Raw genomic sequence first — 18,015 nt, forward strand, 5'->3', positions numbered from 1 at the left:
CCGGGCTTTTTCATTTAAGAGCAAAGATTTTACTGTTCAAGGCGAGCAAGCAGGGAAGACGTATCCCAGCGGCCACCGCCTATCTTCTGCACTTCCTTGTAGAACTGATCGACCAGTGCGGTTACAGGCAGTAGCGCGCCATTGCGGTCAGCTTCCTCAAGACAGATACCGAGATCCTTGCGCATCCAGTCGACAGCAAAACCAAACTCATAATTGCCTTCATTCATCGTGCTGTGCCGGTTCTCCATCTGCCAGGAACCTGCAGCACCCTTGGAGATAACGCCAATCAGCTTCTCGATATCCAGACCAGCTTTCTTGCCGAAGTGGATGCCTTCGGCGAGGCCCTGAACCAGGCCCGCAATGCAAATCTGGTTGACCATCTTGGCGAGCTGGCCCGATCCAACGGGGCCCATCAGCCCGACCGAACGCGCATAGGCTTCGATAACAGGTTTGGCCGTTTCAAACACCGCTTCCGACGCGCCGACCATCACGGTCAGAACACCGTTTTCTGCGCCAGCCTGGCCACCAGACACAGGCGCATCAATGAAATGAAAGCCACGCTGCTGCGCTTCGCCGTCGAGTTCACGTGCGACTTCTGCGGATGCCGTGGTGTTGTCGATGAAAACAGCATCCTTTTTCATTGTCGAAAAAGCGCCATCTGAACCAGTCGTCACTTCACGCAAATCGTTGTCATTGCCAACGCAGCAAAAAACGAAATCCGCATCGCGCGCGGCTTCAGCAGGAGTGGCTGCATGTTTTCCGCCGAACTGTTCAGCCCATTTGGCAGCCTTTGCACTGGTGCGATTATAGACCGTAACGTCATAGCCGCCTTTGGTTTTCAAATGGCCGGCCATCGGATAGCCCATTACGCCGAGGCCGAGGAAGGCCACTTTTATTGCTGTCATTCTTTGTCCCTCCAGAGAGAAATTGGTGGATCAGGTGAGTGGCGTCATGACCGCCTTGCGATAGGCGGGACGCTGCGTGAGACGGTTATACCAGTCTTCAAGATGAGGGGTTGATGGGCGCTCTATAGGAAACTTGAACCATGCGTAGGCATAACAACCCAACGGAATGTCACCAACGCCGAAATCGTCGCCTGATAACCATGGCTGGTTGGCAAGTGCTTGATCGGCAATTTTGAGCGATCGCGTCATGCCTTCAATCCCGCGCTGTACTACTGCCTCGTCGCGCTTATCTTCGGGAAGCCGGATCAAATTGGTGATCACATCGCGAAAGTTGGCATAGAGCGTGGAGGGAGCCCAATCCATCCATTTTTCTGCTTGAGCACGTTCTGCAGGGGTTTCAATCCAAAGGCCGCTCTTTGCATGCGTTGCGGCGAGATAACGAACGATTACATTCGATTCCCAAAGTGTGGTGTCACCATCTTCAAGAAGCGGGATGAGGCCATTGGGGTTCCGAGCAAGAAAACTTTCATCCTGCAGGCCGCCAAACTGTCCACCCACATCGATCTGCTCATATTTGAGCCCGAGTTCTTCAGCTATCCAAAGCACCTTTTTTACATTGGTGGAATTGGTTCGACCCCAGATTTTCAACATGATTGAGCCTATCGATTTGCGATTAAAAAGCGCGAGATGCGCTTCAGAGAGGTATGCATTTAAAGCAGATCGCCCCCGGTAGCTGCAAGGCTAACGGGGGCGATAAATTTTCTTTTATTCGTCAGTTCAGCGGATCAAATGCCTTGTCAATCGCCGTTCAAGGAAGTCCCAGACGTGTCGCAGACATTCGACAATCAGCAAGTAGATAACCGCTGCCCAGATGTAGGTCTGGAAATCGAACGTCCTTGAATAGGCACGGCGGGTTTCCCCCATGAGATCAAGCACGGTGATGATTGCGACGATAGCCGATCCTTTGATCATCAGAATGATTTCGTTGCCATACGGACGCAAAGCCACGATCAAGGCCTGAGGCAGGATTACTTTCCAGAACGTCACACGCTTGGAGATACCAAGAGCCGCCGCACCTTCCCATTGCCCAGCAGCAACGCTCTGAATAGCGCCACGCAGGATTTCTGCCTGATATGCCGCTGTGTTGAGCGAGAAGGCCAGAATTGCGCAGTTCCATGCATCGCGGAAGAAAACCCAAAGACCAACACTTTCAAGGAACGGACGAAACGTTCCGAAGCCGTAATAGATCAGGAAGGTCTGAGCGAGCAGTGGTGTGCCACGGAAGAAATAAACATAGCCAAAAGCGATGCCACGCAGCCAACGGTTCTTTGACATGCGAGCCGCCGTGATCGGCAGAGACAGGAGCGCGCCAATAACAATCGAAATCGCCACGAGCCGCAACGTAACCAGCAGACCAGACCAGTAGCGCGGTGCGTAGGTTTCAAACAGATCAATACGCCACACATTATAGAGGTATAGCGCAAGTCCGATTAAGAGCAGGCCCCAGAATACCACGATGATATGCCCGGCAATTCGAGCGCCCGTCCAACTTCTGACAACTGGCGGTGGGGCTAATACCGTTGCTGCGCCATGTGATGTACCTTCACTCATAATCATGCACCCCGCGACGCGCTATTGCCCGCATCGGCCCATCGAGCGATGCGGTTGATGAAATATGAGGAGATGATCGCAAGCGCGAGATAGAGCAAGCAGGCGACGCCGAAGAACAGGAATGGCTCTTTCGTGACGCGCGCGGCAATCGACGTTTGGCGCAGGATATCCGAGAGTGTAATAACCGATACGAGTGACGTATCTTTCAGCAAAACCAGCCAGAGATTAGCAAGGCCGGGAAGCGCGATCTTGATCAATTGCGGCAGGATGATTTTGCGCATGGTCTGCCAATACGAAAGACCGACCGCATAGCCGCCTTCATATTGTCCACGCGGAATAGCTCGAAAAGCAGACAAAAAGACTTCGCTGGAATATGATGAAAACACAAAACCGAGCGCAATCATGCCTGCCACGAAGGCATTGATTTCAACATTTGCGTTGATATTGAAAAAACTGAGCAGTTGTTGAAGCAGCAAAGACGCGCCAAAATAGACAAGGAAGAGCGTCAATAACTCCGGAAGTCCACGGAAAATAGTGGTGTAAATGTTGCTTGCGAGGCGTATCGAAGGTTCGCTCGATTGCTTACCCAGAGCAACAATGAAACCAAGTACCAGGCCTACGGGCAATGTCGCAAGGGCCAAGGAAATCGTGACGACAAGTCCCCATGCGATACTTTTACCCCAGCCGTCGGGGCCAAAACTTAACAAGGTGGCGTAATGTTCCATGCGCCTAATCTCTTCCTAAGGGCTTCAAGTCTGTGGTGAAACTAGACCTGATAGATTTTGAATTTTCTCTTTATAGCCCAAATAGTTACGCCGGTTTACTTGGAAGTAAACCGGCGTTTGAATGTTAAAATATCTTAGTTTTCTGCACCGTAAGCGTCGAAATCAAAGTACTTGTCATTGACTTCTTTGTACTTACCGTTGGCGCGGATTGCTTTGATCGCTTCGTTGAACTTTTCAACCAGCTCAGGACGGCCCTTTTTGAAGGCAACGCCAGCACCAGGACCGTGAATTTCGATAACTGGTGGGAAAGTACCAACCATCTTGCAACAAGCGCCATCTGGCGTTTTCAGCCATTCGGCCAGCGTCACGCTATCGTCGTTGACGGCGTCCAGACGGCCATTGGCTAGATCGAGACGATATTCTTCTGCAGTCGGATAAGCCTTGATCGTGCTGTCGGTGAAGGTCTTTTCCGAATAGTTGGCATGCGTGGTCGAAACCTGTACGCCAATCGTCTTGCCTGCGAGATCTTCCTTAGTCACACCCTTGATGTCGGTGTCCTTAGGTGCTGCAACACCGGGAGGCGTGTTGTAATATTTGTTTGAGAAGTCGACCTGCTTCTTGCGTTCGTCAGTGATGGACATGGACGCGATGAAGGCATCGAACTTGCCGGACTGAAGGGCAGGGATAGCACCGTCCCACTCCTGCGTCACGAACTCGCATTCAGCTTTCATTTCGTCGCAGAGCGCTCTGGCAATATCGACGTCAAAGCCGGAAAGCGTGCCATCTGGCTTGATGAAGTTGAATGGAGGGTAGGCACCCTCCGTGCCAATCTTAAGCTTCAGGGGTTCCTGAGCATTGGCAATACCGGCGCTCATGCTGCCGAGTGTGATGGCAAGTACTGCAACTGATGTCGCCGCAGCGATACGCTTAATAACGCGCATTCTTAGTCCTCTCGTTTAGTTGTGGCTGGTTCCCTGATTCTTTTTCTGGTTCAGCCGCTTCAAGAGATGCTGTCGACATAAAACCTTAAGTAGTAAGCCTGACAGTGGATCCCCCGTTCACTACAAATAGATGTCAGAGCTGACAACGCGCAATATTTTTTCGCACTTATGCCCAATCATCCGCCCAGGCTTTGATAATCCCACCATTTTCCATGTCTTTGCAAGACGGTTGGCGTAATTTAATTGTGCATGCAGAAAGGGGTTTCAAAAGGGTTTTCTATAGAATATGGCGATATGACCGTGTTTTTTACGGATATTATCTCAACTAATGGGGAAATCCTCAAAGCTTCATCAATTGCACAACGAAGTCGGCAATTTCTTCCACTGCATCCAGACTAAACACGGGCAATTTTTCATGTTGATCCATGTGGTCGCTTGCAATTGCAACAATGCTTGGATCGTCCTCGTATAGTGGCGGACCGTCATGTCCGAGGGAGCGTCGCAGCTCGATTTTCTTATGAGATTCGCGCTTATAACCTTCGATCAAAACCAGATCACACGGGGCGAGTTTGCTCGCAATTGCTGCTAACGACGGCTCCTCTTCGCCCAGATTTTCATGCATGATTGCATAGCGCGCTGAGGATACAATTGCGACTTCTGCGGCACCTGCATTTCTGTGTCGCCATGAATCTGTGCCGACGTGATCGATATCAAAATTATGGTGTGCATGTTTCACAGTGGAGATTCGGTAGCCGCGTTTGGTCAGTTCCTGCACGAGCTTCTCGGTCAGCGTGGTTTTGCCGGAATTTTTCCAGCCAGTAATACCGAACAGCTTATGGGTCATTTCGTGGCCTCGTTCAGACGGGTCGCTTCAATCAGGTCATCAGGTTTGTTGATGTTGAAGAAGGGGTCACAAGTCTCGCTATCGGCGAGCTGCATAAGGGAAAATTCAACCACTTCAAAGCCGATATGGTGTGCGAAGGCGAGGACGCTGGCTTTGTCAGTATGTGCAAGCCATTCGTCGAGTGGCTGCAAAAGGTCTGTCTTCCACAGTCCGAAAATCGGATGCACACGCCCATTCGAGCTGGCCAGCACAATACGAGCAACGGTATTCTTTTGCTGCTCATGTAGTCGGGACGCCAGATCGCGGGGAAAGAACGGGCCGTCGGCTGCAACGCTCACCACGAATGGGTAGTCATGAGCATATTCAAGAGCGGTTTTTAACCCGACAAGCGGTCCACCGTGCGAAGAGGGCTTATCTCGGATTACCGGAATATTCAGCTCCGGTAGACGCTCAGGATCGCCATTTGCATTGAGAAAAACATGATCGACTTGTGGCGAAAGCCGCTCTGCAACATGCTCGACGATCATCGTTGAGCCGAGTTTTTGCAGGAATTTGTCTCCCGCCACACCTCCCGCTTGCATGCGACTGGATTGACCGCCCGCAATAATCGCGCCTGCGATGCGGATCATATCCCTCATTACGAAGGTTCCACTCCGGTTGGCGTCGCGGCCAATGTGCTTTTATTCTGCTCACGCTTTTTGCGAACATTCTCGCGATAGACCATATAGATGCCGCTTCCGACGACGAGAATTGACCCGGCAATTGTATAGGAATCTGGAGCTTCGTTAAAGACTACCGTGCTCAACAGGATCGCCCAAAGCAGGCTCGAATAACGGAAGGGCGAGACAAACGAGATTTCACCTTCCCGCATGGCCATGATGATGAAGTGATATCCGACAAGCAGAAGTCCCGCAGCTAAAGCCATGATAAGAACTGGCACAAGACCAACGGGCTGCCAGCCACCCATAGGCAGGATGAGGCCACCGCCAGTGATAGCTATGGCACCGGCGGTCAGCGTGGACAGATAAAGTGTCGGGACATGTGCGGGCACACGACGGGTCGCGATATCACGCATGGCGGCAAAGCAGACGCTGGATAGCAAAATGCCTACGGCAGCAAGACTCGCCGAACTATCGGTGCCGGGACGAATGATGATGATAACGCCGACAAGCCCGAAGGAGATACACATCCAGCGCCGCCAGCCAACTTTTTCATTGAGGAATAGCACGGCACCAAGGGTGACGACCAGCGGCGTTGCTTGAAATACCGCTGAGCAAAATGCCTGTGAAAGATGGCCGAGAGAGAAGATATAAGTGACGGTCGCCAGCACTTCGCCCAAGACGCGCAAAACCGTCATCAAGTCCATCGACAAATGGCGCAATGCGCCGTTGCGCCAGGCGAGCAGGCCTATCGCAATTGTCGCGAATATCCCGCGGATAAACATATACTGACCGCTGTTCATCTGCGTCAGCAGATATTTCGTCATAGTATCGCCGATGGTGAATGTACCCATGGCGAGGAGCATAAATATACTTGCACGAAAATTAGCTGACTGCGGCACGATATAGAATCCGGTTTAGGAATGTATATCGCTATCGCATCAATTGGATTCGGTCCAATTTATACTTGTTGCATATGTATTTAAATTATTTATCCGCCCGTAAGGCTCATATGGCGCGCTACGGCCGGGCGGTTGTGGTCACGGTCAATGATGAAATCATGGCCTTTGGGCTTGCGAGAGATGGCTTCATCAATGGCATCGTTTAGTATGGTGTCGCTCTCACTTGCACGGACCGCAACACGCAAATCTGCATCGTCGTTCTGCCCCAGACACATATAGAGCATGCCAGTACAAGTGAGGCGTACACGGTTGCAGCTTTCGCAGAAATTATGTGTGAGAGGCGTAATGAAACCAAGACGCCCGCCGGTTTCAGCAATAGTGACATAACGGGCAGGGCCGCCCGTGCGGTAAGGAATGTCGGACAACGTAAACTGCTGGCTTAGATCGGCGCGCAGCTGTGAAAGTGGCAGATACTGATCGGTGCGATCGAACTCGATTTCGCCCATGGGCATGGTTTCGATCAAGGTCATGTCCATGTCGCGGTCATGCGCCCAGCGGATCAGTTCCGGAATTTCGTATTCATTGAAGTTCTTTAACGCAACCGCATTGATTTTAACGCGAATCCCAGCCTTTTGGGCCGCATCGATACCCTCTATGACGCGATCAAGATCGCCCCAACGTGTGATGGTACGGAATTTATCGGGGTTGAGCGTATCCATCGAAACGTTGATACGCCGCACGCCGCAATCCGCCAGCTCATCCGCATATCGGGCCAGCTGGGAACCATTGGTGGTGAGTGTCAATTCGTCCAGTGCACCTGTTTTTAGGTGACGCGATAGTCCGCGAATAAGATGCATGATATTTTTGCGGACAAGTGGTTCTCCGCCTGTCAGTCGCAACTTGCGGACGCCCTTGTCGATGAATGCACTGCAGATGCGATCAAGTTCTTCGAGCGTCAGCAGGTCTTTCTTCGGCAGGAAAGTCATATGCTCCGCCATGCAATATGTGCAGCGGAAGTCGCAACGATCCGTCACTGAAACGCGCAAATAGGTAACCGCGCGCCCAAACGGATCAATCATTTGTCCGGTGGGAGAAACAACAGGCAGAACTTGAGAACCTTGCATAGAGTAAGCCATTGTTTCCACACGATGCAGAACCCATTCTGCATCTTAGTTCTAGATAAGTGGCCTCGAACGCTTTGTCCAGTTTACGCGTTTGCTAAGCACCTTCAAGTGATAAGGCATTAATCTGACGCGTCAGTCTTTTTGTCTCTTCTCTTCGAGACTGAACATCAATATCTCTTTGATTTGGCGAAATTCAGAGCGTCGGGAGCATATTTTATATGTCAGCCTTCATATGCTGCAGAATGAACAGCCGCTGGAATGACGGAGAACAATTATGAGTGATGTCTGGCCAACCGAATTGCGAGTCTCGAAAGACCGCAAGCTTCTGACAGTGGCGTTTGAAAGCGGTGAACGGTTTGAGCTGACTGCGGAGCTTCTGCGTGTCTTGTCTCCATCTGCGGAAGTGCAGGGACACTCACCGGAGCAGCGTGTGACCGTTGGTGGCAAGCGTAATGTAGAAATTATGCGCATGGACCCTATTGGCAATTATGCCGTCCGCATCACCTTCGACGATATGCACGATACGGGCCTGTTCTCATGGACCTATCTCCACAAGCTCGGTACTGAGAAAGACACGCTTTGGCATACTTATCTGGATGAACTTGCGGGAAAAGGTCTAAAACGCGATCCGAGATAAAAAAAGGGCGGGAAACCGCCCTTTATTTTCAATCAGGTTTTTATCTCAACCGAGATTGAGTTCCTTGAAGAAGTCGTTGCCCTTGTCATCGATGACGATAAAGGCGGGGAAGTCGACCACTTCAATACGCCAGATGGCTTCCATGCCAAGTTCTGGATACTCGACAACTTCGACCTTTTTAATGCAATCCTGCGCAAGACGAGCGGCCGGGCCGCCAATCGATCCAAGGTAGAAGCCGCCGTGAGTGCCGCAGGCTTCGCGCACCTGTCGCGAGCGATTGCCTTTGGCGAGCATCACCATCGAGCCACCAAACGACTGGAACTGATCAACGTAGGAATCCATTCGGCCAGCCGTTGTCGGGCCGAAAGAACCCGAGGCGTAACCAGCTGGAGTTTTTGCCGGACCCGCATAATAGATCGGATGGTTCTTGAAGTATTCGGGCATCGCTTCGCCATTTTCCAGGCGCTCACGGATTTTCGCATGCGCCAGATCGCGTGCGACGATAATCGAACCGGTCAGCGAGAGCTGCGTCTTTACAGGATGCTTTGACAGTTCCTTGAGGATGTTTTCCATCGGCTGATTGAGGTCGATCTTGACCACATGCGATGACAGCTTTTCCTCGTCAATCTCAGGCATATATTGTGCCGGATTTGTTTCAAGCTGTTCCAGGAAGATACCGTCTCTGGTGATCTTTCCTTTGGCCTGACGATCGGCAGAGCAGGAAACACCCAGGCCAATAGGCAGCGATGCACCGTGGCGTGGCAAACGGATAACACGAACGTCGTGGCAGAAATACTTGCCGCCGAACTGCGCGCCGACACCAAGCGACTGGGTCAGTTTGTGAATCTCAGCTTCCATTTCCAGATCACGGAAAGCATGGCCCGTCTCGGAACCTTGCGTTGGCAGACTATCGAGATAGCGTGTTGATGCCAGTTTCACCGTCTTCAGGTTCATTTCAGCAGACGTACCGCCGATAACGATTGCCAGATGATAAGGCGGGCAGGCTGCAGTGCCGAGGCTGAGGATCTTGTCCTTCAGAAAGTCGATCATGCGATCGTGGGTCAACAGAGAAGGCGTCCCCTGAAACAAGAACGTCTTGTTGGCCGAACCGCCGCCCTTGGCTACAAACAGGAACTTGTAAGCGTCTTCGCCTTCTTCATAGATGTCGATCTGAGCAGGCAGATTGTTCTTGGTGTTCTTTTCCTCGAACATCGAAAGTGGGGCAAGCTGCGAATAACGCAAGTTCTTCTTGTTATAGGCATCAAGAACGCCGGCACCAAGCGCATCTGCGTCGCCGCCTTCCGTCCAGACGCGACGGCCTTTCTTGCCCATTATGATAGCAGTGCCAGTATCCTGACACATCGGCAAAACACCACCAGCGGCAATATTGGCGTTCTTCAAAAGATCATAAGCGACGAAGCGGTCATTATCGGTTGCTTCGGGATCTTCCATAATATTGGCAAGCTGCTGCAAATGGCCGGGGCGTAACAGGTGATTGATATCAGCAAATGCCGCTTCCGAAAGAATGCGCAGGCCTTCAGCGTCAACGCTCAGGATTTCCTGTCCCTTGAACGTGTCGACCGACACGTGTTCCGAAGTCAGTTTGCGATAAGGGGTTTTATCTTCGCCAAGAGGGAAAAGATCGGCGGCGCTTGCTTCTGCCATTGTGGTACCTCGCTTGCTTGCCTGCGGCATCTCGTAAGATGCGCTCCGTTATTCAGCCCAAACCAAAGTCAGGGCATATTCTGCGGGGCTTTTATCGCGATGCAGGGCGGAATCCACTGCGGCACATTGTTCAGCCGCACAGTAAAGAGACAGGCAGTGTGACCGCAAAAGCGCTTTTCAAGAAAAATTGATAGAGTTGGGACCAAAATTATTGGAGGATGCGTTAACGTTAAAAGTTTCTATACGACATTCATCAATTCTATGGGCAAAGATTGAAGCGGATTCGCTTTTTAGCGATTGCATTGAATGGGCGGTTAGAATGCAGTTCTCCAGACATTTGAATCGGGACATTAAAGATAGTCGCAAGAGCGGTCCTTATGTCCGTAATGCGCTTGTTTTAGCGCTAGCAGCATCGACGTTGTTCTCAACAGCGCAGGCGCAGGCAGCAAATTCATTGCTGGAGCTGTTTCAGCAGCGTCGCCAGCAGCAGGCTCAGCCTGCTCAACCTCCCGTTCAGTCCGCGCCAGCGGCTCCAGTACAGCGCACAGCGAAACCTGTTTCCGTACCAAGAGCTGCTGTCCCACCGGCGCAGCGTGTTACGGTTAAGGGGCCGCAAATCTATAACTACAAGCCGGACACGCTGATAAAGGTCGATTTCTCAGCCGTTGATATGCAGGTGACGGCTGCAGTTGATCCTGCTCGTGTCGATCCTTTGACGTCAGGCATGTCCCCGATTGGTCCTTCGAAAAAGGTTGACGAAACGCAAGGCGAACGCGCTTTTGATGCGGCAACGGAATATCTGAAAACCGTCGATGTCAAAGCTGAGAAGCAGATCGCCGAAGCGATTGTCAGTTTCTATTCGGAAAAGCGCACATTCCTTTGGTCATCAGATAGCAAAGCACTAGATACGGCGCGGAACGTTGCAGCTTTCTTTGCACAGGCTGATGATGACGGTTTGAATCCCGAAGAATATGCTGTGGTTATTCCGGGCGATCATTTTGATGAAGCACAGCAGGCAGAACGCCAACAGAAACTTGCCGACTTTGAAATCCGCATGTCTGCGCGGGCTTTGCGTTATGCAATCGATGCCGGTGAGGGCCGTGTCGTTGCCGACAGGTTGAGTGGGTTCCATGATCTGCCGCGTGGTCGCGTTGATCCAAAGGCGGTGTTGGCGCGGCTCGCATCCGAAAGCGATCCAGTCGCTTATCTTAAGAGTTTTCAGCCCAATAATGAGGCTTACGCTTCATTGAAGCGCGAACTGGCGCAGACCGAAGCACCAGCAGGTGAACCTATCCGAATTTCGCTTGATAAGGCGATCCGGCCCGGCGACACCAACGATCAGCTTGGCAAAGTCGTGGCGCTAATCACGCGACACGCGCCTGCCAGCTATCTCGAACTGCATCGCGATGTGTTGCAGACCCATGCCGATGCCAGCCTATATGATCCTGAGTTGGCAGTTGCCATTAAGGACTATCAGAAGCTTTCCGGTAGCACGCCAGATGGCATAATCGGCAAGAACACGATTGCAGCTCTTCAAGGTGAGCAGGATTCGGTCAAGCGTGATCGTATTCTCTATTCGATGGAGCGTTTGCGCTGGCTTCCGCATGATTTTGGTTCGCGCTATGTGATGGTCAATCAGCCATCCTATCGGGCTGAATATTTCGAAGACGGCAAAGAAAAGCTAGCTATGAATGTGGTCATCGGTTCGCCAACCCATCAGACCTATTTTTTCTATAACAAAGTTCAGACAGTTGTTTTTAATCCGTCCTGGGGCGTTCCGCGCTCGATCATTTTGAACGAAATGCTACCCAAGGTAATGCGCGATACCAGTTATCTCGATCGCAATGGCTATGAAGTCTATGTCGGTGGTAAGAAGGTTTCAGCGAGCGCTGTAAACTGGAGCGCAGTTGCTGCCGGTAAAGCCCATGTTGGCATCCGCCAGAAGCCTAGCCTTGATAACGCATTGGGCGAGTTGAAGATTTTGTTCCCGAATGCCCACGACATCTACATGCACGATACTCCGGCGAAGTCTTATTTCAACCGTGACATGCGTGCCTTGAGCCATGGTTGTATTCGTCTGGAGCGCCCACGCGACATGGCAGCTGCCGTTTTGGGTAAGCCAGTCGAAGAGCTGGGTAAATATTTTGGCAAGGACGAACGCGGCCTCAAGGTGGCAAATCCGGTTCCGGTTTACATTGCCTATTTCACGGCCTGGCCGGATGCGAACGGCAATGTTCGTTTCTTCAATGATATCTACGACCGCGATTCAGGCTTACAGAAAGCGTTCGACAAAACTGCCGAATCGCGTTTGGCCGCTCTTTGAACGGTCAGTGCTTATCCGGCTTACGAGTGATTTCAACGAATAGTGCTGTATGCATAGACAAACAGCATCAAGAACAAAAAAAGCGGGCTTAAAGCCCGCTTTTCTATTTTAGTTCTGAACGTAACAAGCTTTTCCCTGACCGCGTGCAGGATCACCGAAAGTACGATTGTCACAGCGGACACCATCACGGAATACCCGTTCTACAAAACGCCCTTTGGCTCCGTAGCGTACGACCTTACGACCATAAAAATCGCAGAAGCCGTTTTCTTTCGCGCATTGTTGCCAATCGCCGCGACCTCGATCATCACGTCTGTTATCACGCCAGTCATTACGACGATCATCGCGACGATCGTCACGCCAGTCGTTGCGTCGATCATCACGTCGATCTTCATAACGATCACGGACGACAAAAGAGCAGCTTTTCCGCGCACCAGGGGCTGGATCACCAAAAACCTGGTTGGAGCAACGCACGTTCGGACCGTCGATGAACTGAGACGTTCCACGGCCATTCGCGCCGTAGATGACTTCGGTTGGGTAGGGAAGCCTGCATGTTTCGTTTTCACCGGCACAGCGCTGCAATTGTGCGGCCTCGGCTGGTGCAGGTGCAAGAGCATACAGAGATGCAACGAAAGCTGAGAGGCCTGCGATGAGGCTTATTTTATTAGACAGAAGAGCTGTCATGGCTAACACCATTGTTTGAATGTCTGATGAGTTCTTATAGAATTTAGTTCTTGAATATAGAATGAACAGCGACCCGTGTTTCAACGGATCGAAATCTCAATCACGTGCGATTACAGCGGTTCCAGCTAAGACTGAATCGTTGGAACTGTTGTAACTATTTGTTTTTACGCACTATCCTACGCAAAACCGCTTCGCACTTTTTGCTGGAAATGCTTTAATTGAACGCAAATCGTGTAAAAATTCCAGTTAGATAGTTCCCTTTTTTTAATGAATCCGCAAGAGTGCGGTCTGATGTTTCTCGTCAGCAAGGTCGTAAGAAAATGCATGGTGAATACAAGGTCCACGGTGGCAAGCTGGTCGTTATTGATCTGGAAGTTCAGGATAACAAACTGAGCGAGGTTCAGGTTGCAGGTGACTTTTTCCTCGAGCCAGCAGAAGCGCTAGATGATATTCGCGATGCACTGAATGGTTTGCCTGCAACCGCTTCATCCGAAGAGATTGCAGACGCTGTTCGTAAGGAACTTCGCCCTGATGCATTCATGATCGGGTTTAGCCCGGAAGCTGTGGCAATTGCTGTTCGTCGGGCGCTTGGTGTTGCTCGTACATGGCGCGACTACGAATGGCAGATCATCGATATTCCGCCGCTTACGCCGACAATGCATTTGGCATTGGACGAAGTTTTGGCGCGCGAAGTGGCTGCAGGACGCCGTGCGCCGACGCTGCGTTTTTGGGAGTGGGAACGCCCGTCGATCATCATCGGTGCGTTTCAGTCGCTGCGCAATGAAGTGGATATGGAAGCAACCAAGGAGTTGGGCGTGGAAACGGTGCGCCGTGTAACGGGCGGCGGTGCGATGTTTGTAGAGCCGGGTAACTCGATTACCTATTCGCTTTATGCGCCGGGCGATCTGGTCCGCGATATGAGTTTTGCCGATTCCTATGCATTCCTCGATGAATGGGTGCTAAAATCGCTGAACTCTCTCGGTATTGATGCTTTCTATAAGCCGCTCAACGACATTTCGAGCTCAAAGGGCAAGATCGGCGGCGCGGCACAAAAACGTTATTCGGGCGGAACCGTTTTGCATCACGTCACCATGGCTTATGATATGGACGCCGAGAAAATGGTGAAAGTTCTGCGCATTGGGCGAGAAAAACTTTCGGATAAAGGTACAGCCAGTGCGGTCAAGCGTGTCGACCCTGTGCGTAGCCAGACCGGCTTGCCGCGCCGCGAAGTCATCGACCGCATGACGGAAATGTTCATATCATTAAATGGCGGGGTGAGCGGATCAATCACGCCTGAGGAATTTGCAGCCGCCGAACAGCTTGTTGAGGAGAAATTCGCAACCGAAAAGTGGCTGCACCACATCCCATAAGCAAAGAATGGCTGCAACGACCATCGCGCCGCGTGACAGCGCGGGCAAGCCATGCCATAGGGAGGCCAAGTTATCACAAGGCCTCCCACGCAAATGATCCGTATCGACAATATCAGTAAGTCCAATAGCCACCGTATTCTCTTTATCGAAACTTCCGCCGCCTTGAACCGTGGCGAGAAGATTGGCCTTGTTGGTCCGAATGGTGCTGGCAAGACAACGCTTTTCCGTATGATTACCGGCGAAGAATTGCCCGATGAAGGACTGGTCACTGTCGAAAAAGGCGTGACGATTGGCTATTTCAACCAGAATGTGGGCGAAATGGGCGGGCGTTCGGCCGTTGCTGAGGTGATGGATGGAGCAGGGCCGGTTAGTGTTGTTGCCGCCGAACTCCGTGAACTTGAAGCCGCCATGTGTGATCCTGATCGTCTCGACGAGATGGATGCAATCATTGAACGTTATGGCGAGGTTCAGGGACGCTACGAAGAGCTGGATGGTTATGGTCTCGATGGACGCGCGCGCGAAGTTCTGGCAGGTCTTAGTTTCAGCCAGGAAATGATGGATGGTGACGTTGGCAAACTGTCCGGCGGCTGGAAGATGCGCGTGGCGCTTGCCCGCATTCTTCTGATGCGTCCTGATGTGATGCTGCTCGACGAACCAAGCAACCATCTCGATCTTGAAAGCCTTATATGGCTTGAAGCTTTCCTCAAGAATTATGACGGCGCGTTGCTCATGACCTCGCATGACCGCGAATTCATGAACCGGATTGTCACCAAGATCATCGAAATCGACGGTGGTTCGCTTAATTCCTACAACGGTGATTATGGTTTCTATGAAGGTCAGCGTGCGCTTAATGAAAAGCAGCAGCAGGCCCAGTTCGAGCGTCAGCAGGCGATGCTGGCCAAGGAAATCAAGTTTATTGAACGTTTCAAGGCGCGTGCGTCACATGCCTCGCAGGTGCAGAGCCGCGTGAAGAAGCTTGAGAAAATCGACCGGGTCGAGCCACCACGTCGCCGCCAGACTGTTGCCTTTGATTTTGCGCCTGCTCCGCGTTCTGGCGAAGATGTGGTCAGCCTCAAAGGCGTCAACAAGACCTATGGTAGCCGTACGATTTATGATGGTCTGGACTTCATGGTTCGCCGCCGCGAACGCTGGTGCATCATGGGTGTGAATGGCGCAGGCAAATCGACCTTGCTGAAGCTTGTCACTGGCGCGACTGAACCAGATCAGGGCATTGTGAACCTTGGCGCCAGTGTGAAGCTTGGCTATTTCGCGCAGCACGCCATGGATATTCTCGATGGCGACAGCACCATTCTTGAATGGCTCGAACAGCGCTTTCCAAAAGCAGGGCAGGCGCCTTTACGCGCTTTGGCAGGCTGCTTTGGTTTCTCAGGCGATGATATCGAAAAGAAGTGCCGTGTGTTGTCTGGCGGTGAGAAAGCCCGACTTGTCATGGCCGCAATGCTGTTTGATCCGCCGAACTTCCTCGTACTTGATGAGCCGACGAACCATCTGGATCTTGACACCAAGGAAATGTTGATCAAGGCGCTTTCTGCTTATGAAGGCACGATGCTTTTTGTATCGCATGATCGTCGTTTTCTGGCAGCACTTTCCAATCGCGTTCTGGAACTTACGCCGGATGGCATTCAGCAATACGGCGGTGGCTACAGCGAATATGTTGAAAGCACCGGTCAGGAAGCGCCGGGGCTGCATGTTGGATAATGAGAAGGCGGGAGTTTCCCGCCTTTTCATTTGTCTAAACCCTATCGGTACACGATACCGCCATCGGTAAGAATGGCCTGTCCAGTGATGTAATCTGAATCCGCGCTGGAGAGGAACGATACCAGCGAAGCCACATCTTCCGGCGTCTGGGCGCGGCCAAGTGCGATGCCCTCAACATACTTCTTATAGGTTTCTCCCTTTGGTGCGCCGGTCAGTTCTGAGAAGCGTTCGTCGATTTCGACCCACATGTCTGTTCCGACGATTCCAGGGCAATAGGCATTTACGGTGATGCCCGCGCTTGCGTATTCCTTCGCAGCCGCCTGCGTCAGTGCGCGCACGGCAAACTTGGTAGCCGAATAAACACCGAGCATAGCAAAGCCATCATGCCCCGCGATCGACGATGCATTAATGATCTTGCCTTTGTGTCCGCGGGCTTTGAATTTGGCTGCCGCCGCCTGAATGCCCCACAAGACGCCTTCAATATTGATTTTCAGGATACGATCAACTTCTTCAGGCATGACATCAGAAATCGGCTGAACCTGCGCGATGCCTGCATTGTTGATGATGACATCAAACCCGCCCAGTTCTTTCTCGGCATAGTCGATTGCAGCATACACCTCATCGCGTTTGCTGACATCGGCGGAGAAGGTCGATGCCTTACGCCCAAGCGCTTCGACTTCCTTCTTAACTGCTTCAAGCTTGTCTGCTTTCAGGTCGACCAGTGCAATATCAAAGCCATCTTTGGCGAGACGGAGAGCGATGCCGCGTCCGATACCCTGTGCCGCACCTGTTACCAATGCAACCTTAGCTGTGTTTGACATGATGTGTCCTTTTCTGCTGTTAAGTGGGGGGCGTTTATGCTCTTAACATCGGTATAAACCGCGAAGTTGTCACTGACCGATGACGTTAATAAGACACTTAGAGATAGCTAACACCGGCTTCATTGATCGTGATCAAGTGTTCTCTGATTTGCACTCAAACCTTAGATTTAGCTTCTTAATGCCGACGTTAATCTATATACTGGATAAAAAATATCAACTTTTAGACATGTCATGATCGTCCTCCGTCAATCTCTTGTTCAGAACGTTTTGGGTAAGCCGCACCGTCGTCGTTTTTTGCTTCTTTCAGTAGCAATGCTCTTTGGAATATCATTGCCTATTACTGTTCATGCTGAAGATAAGGGGACGTTGCGGATTGCTCTTGCCACGAGCATCTCCAATCAGGCTGCTGAAATAGCCGTTGCTGAAGCAATAGAGCAGGGATTAAATGTGGAACTGGTAGAGTTCAGCGACTGGAACACGCCAAACACTGCCGTTGCAGACAAGACAGTCGATGCCAATCTCTTCCAGCATATTCCCTATTTGAATTACACAAATTTCAATACGGGCAATGGACTCGTTCCCGTTGCACCGGCTTTCAGCACGCCATTCGGACTTTACTCCAAGAAATATTCAAAGCTTGCGGATCTCCCGGATAACGCCCAGATCGCCTTCTCTGGAGATGTGATCAACACAGGACGCTCTTTGCTTCTGTTGCAACAGGCAGGTTTTCTGGACCTCAAACCCGGTACAGATCAACGCGCCAGCCTTGAAGACGTATTGACCTGGAAGAAGCCGCTTAAGATCGTGCAGTTGGATGGTCCGCAGATCGCACGATCATTGGATGATGTGGATGCTGCAGCAACTTACCCAACTTTTGCCAAGCTCGCGGGGCTTGAAGCATCATCAGGGCTGATATTCGAAAATGAACCGATTTATGCGTTTCAATTCGTGACACGCCCTGAATTGCGAGATGATCCTCGCTTGAAGCAATTTATTGAGATTTATCAGAACTCATCTGCAGTAAAAGCTAAGCTCTACGAACTTTATGGTGATATGGTTTCCTTCCCACGTTAGGCGCAGGTAGGACA

At 51.4% G+C, this 18,015-nt stretch carries 17 protein-coding genes; 5 read left to right on the forward strand and 12 right to left on the reverse strand.

What is annotated here, in order from left to right:
- Positions 1–29: 29 nt before the first annotated feature.
- From CES85_RS14145 to moaA, 9 genes are all read right to left on the reverse strand, one after another.
- The gene (locus CES85_RS14145; RefSeq protein WP_095446549.1) at positions 30–905 is read right to left on the reverse strand and encodes an NAD(P)-dependent oxidoreductase; all 876 of its coding nucleotides are present in this window, start codon (positions 903–905) and stop codon (positions 30–32) included.
- Positions 906–935: 30 nt separating this feature from the next.
- A complete protein-coding gene (locus tag CES85_RS14150) occupies positions 936–1,556 on the reverse strand; it encodes a glutathione S-transferase family protein (RefSeq protein ID WP_095446550.1) in 621 nt (206 codons plus the stop codon).
- Positions 1,557–1,682: 126 nt separating this feature from the next.
- On the reverse strand, positions 1,683–2,516 hold the full coding sequence (locus CES85_RS14155; RefSeq protein WP_095447892.1) for an ABC transporter permease: 834 nt from the start codon (positions 2,514–2,516) through the stop codon (positions 1,683–1,685).
- Between the two features lie 2 nt (positions 2,517–2,518).
- Positions 2,519–3,241: an ABC transporter permease gene (locus tag CES85_RS14160; protein ID WP_095446551.1), complete on the reverse strand. Its 723-nt coding sequence runs from the start codon at positions 3,239–3,241 to the stop codon at positions 2,519–2,521.
- A 134-nt stretch (positions 3,242–3,375) separates the two neighbouring features.
- Entirely contained in the window at positions 3,376–4,182 is an 807-nt protein-coding gene (locus tag CES85_RS14165) for an ABC transporter substrate-binding protein (protein WP_095446552.1), read from the reverse strand.
- A gap of 340 nt (positions 4,183–4,522) precedes the next feature.
- Positions 4,523–5,026 (reverse strand): molybdopterin-guanine dinucleotide biosynthesis protein B, encoded by a 504-nt coding sequence (gene mobB / locus CES85_RS14170; RefSeq protein ID WP_095446553.1) that lies wholly within the window; start codon positions 5,024–5,026, stop codon positions 4,523–4,525.
- Positions 5,023–5,607 carry a molybdenum cofactor guanylyltransferase gene (gene mobA / locus CES85_RS14175; RefSeq protein ID WP_244923305.1) on the reverse strand — a complete coding sequence of 195 codons (585 nt, stop codon included), beginning with the start codon at positions 5,605–5,607 and terminating at the stop codon, positions 5,023–5,025. Before mobA ends, mobB begins: the two co-directional genes overlap by 4 nt.
- Before the next feature lie 56 nt (positions 5,608–5,663).
- Positions 5,664–6,551: a DMT family transporter gene (locus tag CES85_RS14180; protein ID WP_095446554.1), complete on the reverse strand. Its 888-nt coding sequence runs from the start codon at positions 6,549–6,551 to the stop codon at positions 5,664–5,666.
- Positions 6,552–6,676: 125 nt separating this feature from the next.
- Entirely contained in the window at positions 6,677–7,711 is a 1,035-nt protein-coding gene (moaA, locus tag CES85_RS14185) for a GTP 3',8-cyclase MoaA (RefSeq protein ID WP_095446555.1), read from the reverse strand.
- Between the two features lie 274 nt (positions 7,712–7,985).
- Here moaA and CES85_RS14190 point away from each other — a divergent pair, with 274 nt between their 5' ends.
- On the forward strand, positions 7,986–8,348 hold the full coding sequence (locus tag CES85_RS14190; protein ID WP_095446556.1) for a gamma-butyrobetaine hydroxylase family protein: 363 nt from the start codon (positions 7,986–7,988) through the stop codon (positions 8,346–8,348).
- 45 nt (positions 8,349–8,393) lie between these two features.
- Here the strand turns inward: CES85_RS14190 and CES85_RS14195 are convergent, their stop codons facing one another.
- On the reverse strand, positions 8,394–10,013 hold the full coding sequence (locus CES85_RS14195; RefSeq protein WP_095447894.1) for a fumarate hydratase: 1,620 nt from the start codon (positions 10,011–10,013) through the stop codon (positions 8,394–8,396).
- 319 nt (positions 10,014–10,332) lie between these two features.
- Between CES85_RS14195 and CES85_RS14200 the strand changes: the two genes are divergently transcribed.
- Positions 10,333–12,336 (forward strand): L,D-transpeptidase family protein, encoded by a 2,004-nt coding sequence (locus tag CES85_RS14200; RefSeq protein ID WP_095446557.1) that lies wholly within the window; start codon positions 10,333–10,335, stop codon positions 12,334–12,336.
- A gap of 108 nt (positions 12,337–12,444) precedes the next feature.
- Here CES85_RS14200 and CES85_RS14205 read toward each other — a convergent pair whose 3' ends face one another.
- Entirely contained in the window at positions 12,445–13,017 is a 573-nt protein-coding gene (locus tag CES85_RS14205) for a hypothetical protein (protein WP_235901954.1), read from the reverse strand.
- A 281-nt stretch (positions 13,018–13,298) separates the two neighbouring features.
- Here CES85_RS14205 and lplAB point away from each other — a divergent pair, with 281 nt between their 5' ends.
- Both lplAB and CES85_RS14215 read left to right on the forward strand, forming a co-directional pair.
- The gene (gene lplAB / locus CES85_RS14210; RefSeq protein ID WP_244923288.1) at positions 13,299–14,387 is read left to right on the forward strand and encodes a lipoate-protein ligase LplAB; all 1,089 of its coding nucleotides are present in this window, start codon (positions 13,299–13,301) and stop codon (positions 14,385–14,387) included.
- Positions 14,388–14,480: 93 nt separating this feature from the next.
- Positions 14,481–16,106, forward strand: a complete 1,626-nt coding sequence (locus CES85_RS14215; protein ID WP_095446559.1) for an ABC-F family ATP-binding cassette domain-containing protein — start codon at positions 14,481–14,483, stop codon at positions 16,104–16,106.
- Positions 16,107–16,147: 41 nt separating this feature from the next.
- Here CES85_RS14215 and CES85_RS14220 read toward each other — a convergent pair whose 3' ends face one another.
- Positions 16,148–16,927, reverse strand: coding sequence for an acetoin reductase (locus CES85_RS14220; RefSeq protein WP_095446560.1), 780 nt, complete (start codon positions 16,925–16,927; stop codon positions 16,148–16,150).
- Positions 16,928–17,257: 330 nt separating this feature from the next.
- Between CES85_RS14220 and CES85_RS14225 the strand changes: the two genes are divergently transcribed.
- Complete coding sequence (locus CES85_RS14225; RefSeq protein ID WP_244923289.1) at positions 17,258–18,001, forward strand: MetQ/NlpA family ABC transporter substrate-binding protein; 744 nt, start codon at positions 17,258–17,260, stop codon at positions 17,999–18,001.
- Positions 18,002–18,015 lie beyond the last annotated feature (14 nt).

It is taken from the genome of Ochrobactrum quorumnocens (genome assembly GCF_002278035.1).
GTDB classification, from domain to species: Bacteria; Pseudomonadota; Alphaproteobacteria; order Rhizobiales; family Rhizobiaceae; genus Brucella; species Brucella quorumnocens.

Excerpts from the sequence above, each read along its gene's own strand:
- CES85_RS14155 (WP_095447892.1), bottom strand. The coding sequence starts at position 2,516 with ATGAGTGAAGGTACATCACATGGCGCAGCAACGGTATTAGCCCCACCG.
- mobA (WP_244923305.1), bottom strand. The coding sequence starts at position 5,607 with ATGCAAGCGGGAGGTGTGGCGGGAGACAAATTCCTGCAAAAACTCGGC.
- CES85_RS14200 (WP_095446557.1), top strand. The coding sequence starts at position 10,333 with ATGCAGTTCTCCAGACATTTGAATCGGGACATTAAAGATAGTCGCAAG.
- CES85_RS14190 (WP_095446556.1), top strand. The coding sequence starts at position 7,986 with ATGAGTGATGTCTGGCCAACCGAATTGCGAGTCTCGAAAGACCGCAAG.
- CES85_RS14145 (WP_095446549.1), bottom strand. The coding sequence starts at position 905 with ATGACAGCAATAAAAGTGGCCTTCCTCGGCCTCGGCGTAATGGGCTAT.
- moaA (WP_095446555.1), bottom strand. The coding sequence starts at position 7,711 with ATGCAAGGTTCTCAAGTTCTGCCTGTTGTTTCTCCCACCGGACAAATG.
- CES85_RS14215 (WP_095446559.1), top strand. The coding sequence starts at position 14,481 with ATGATCCGTATCGACAATATCAGTAAGTCCAATAGCCACCGTATTCTC.
- CES85_RS14165 (WP_095446552.1), bottom strand. The coding sequence starts at position 4,182 with ATGCGCGTTATTAAGCGTATCGCTGCGGCGACATCAGTTGCAGTACTT.
- CES85_RS14150 (WP_095446550.1), bottom strand. The coding sequence starts at position 1,556 with ATGTTGAAAATCTGGGGTCGAACCAATTCCACCAATGTAAAAAAGGTG.
- CES85_RS14205 (WP_235901954.1), bottom strand. The coding sequence starts at position 13,017 with ATGACAGCTCTTCTGTCTAATAAAATAAGCCTCATCGCAGGCCTCTCA.
- CES85_RS14160 (WP_095446551.1), bottom strand. The coding sequence starts at position 3,241 with ATGGAACATTACGCCACCTTGTTAAGTTTTGGCCCCGACGGCTGGGGT.
- mobB (WP_095446553.1), bottom strand. The coding sequence starts at position 5,026 with ATGACCCATAAGCTGTTCGGTATTACTGGCTGGAAAAATTCCGGCAAA.
- CES85_RS14220 (WP_095446560.1), bottom strand. The coding sequence starts at position 16,927 with ATGTCAAACACAGCTAAGGTTGCATTGGTAACAGGTGCGGCACAGGGT.
- CES85_RS14180 (WP_095446554.1), bottom strand. The coding sequence starts at position 6,551 with ATGCTCCTCGCCATGGGTACATTCACCATCGGCGATACTATGACGAAA.
- CES85_RS14195 (WP_095447894.1), bottom strand. The coding sequence starts at position 10,013 with ATGGCAGAAGCAAGCGCCGCCGATCTTTTCCCTCTTGGCGAAGATAAA.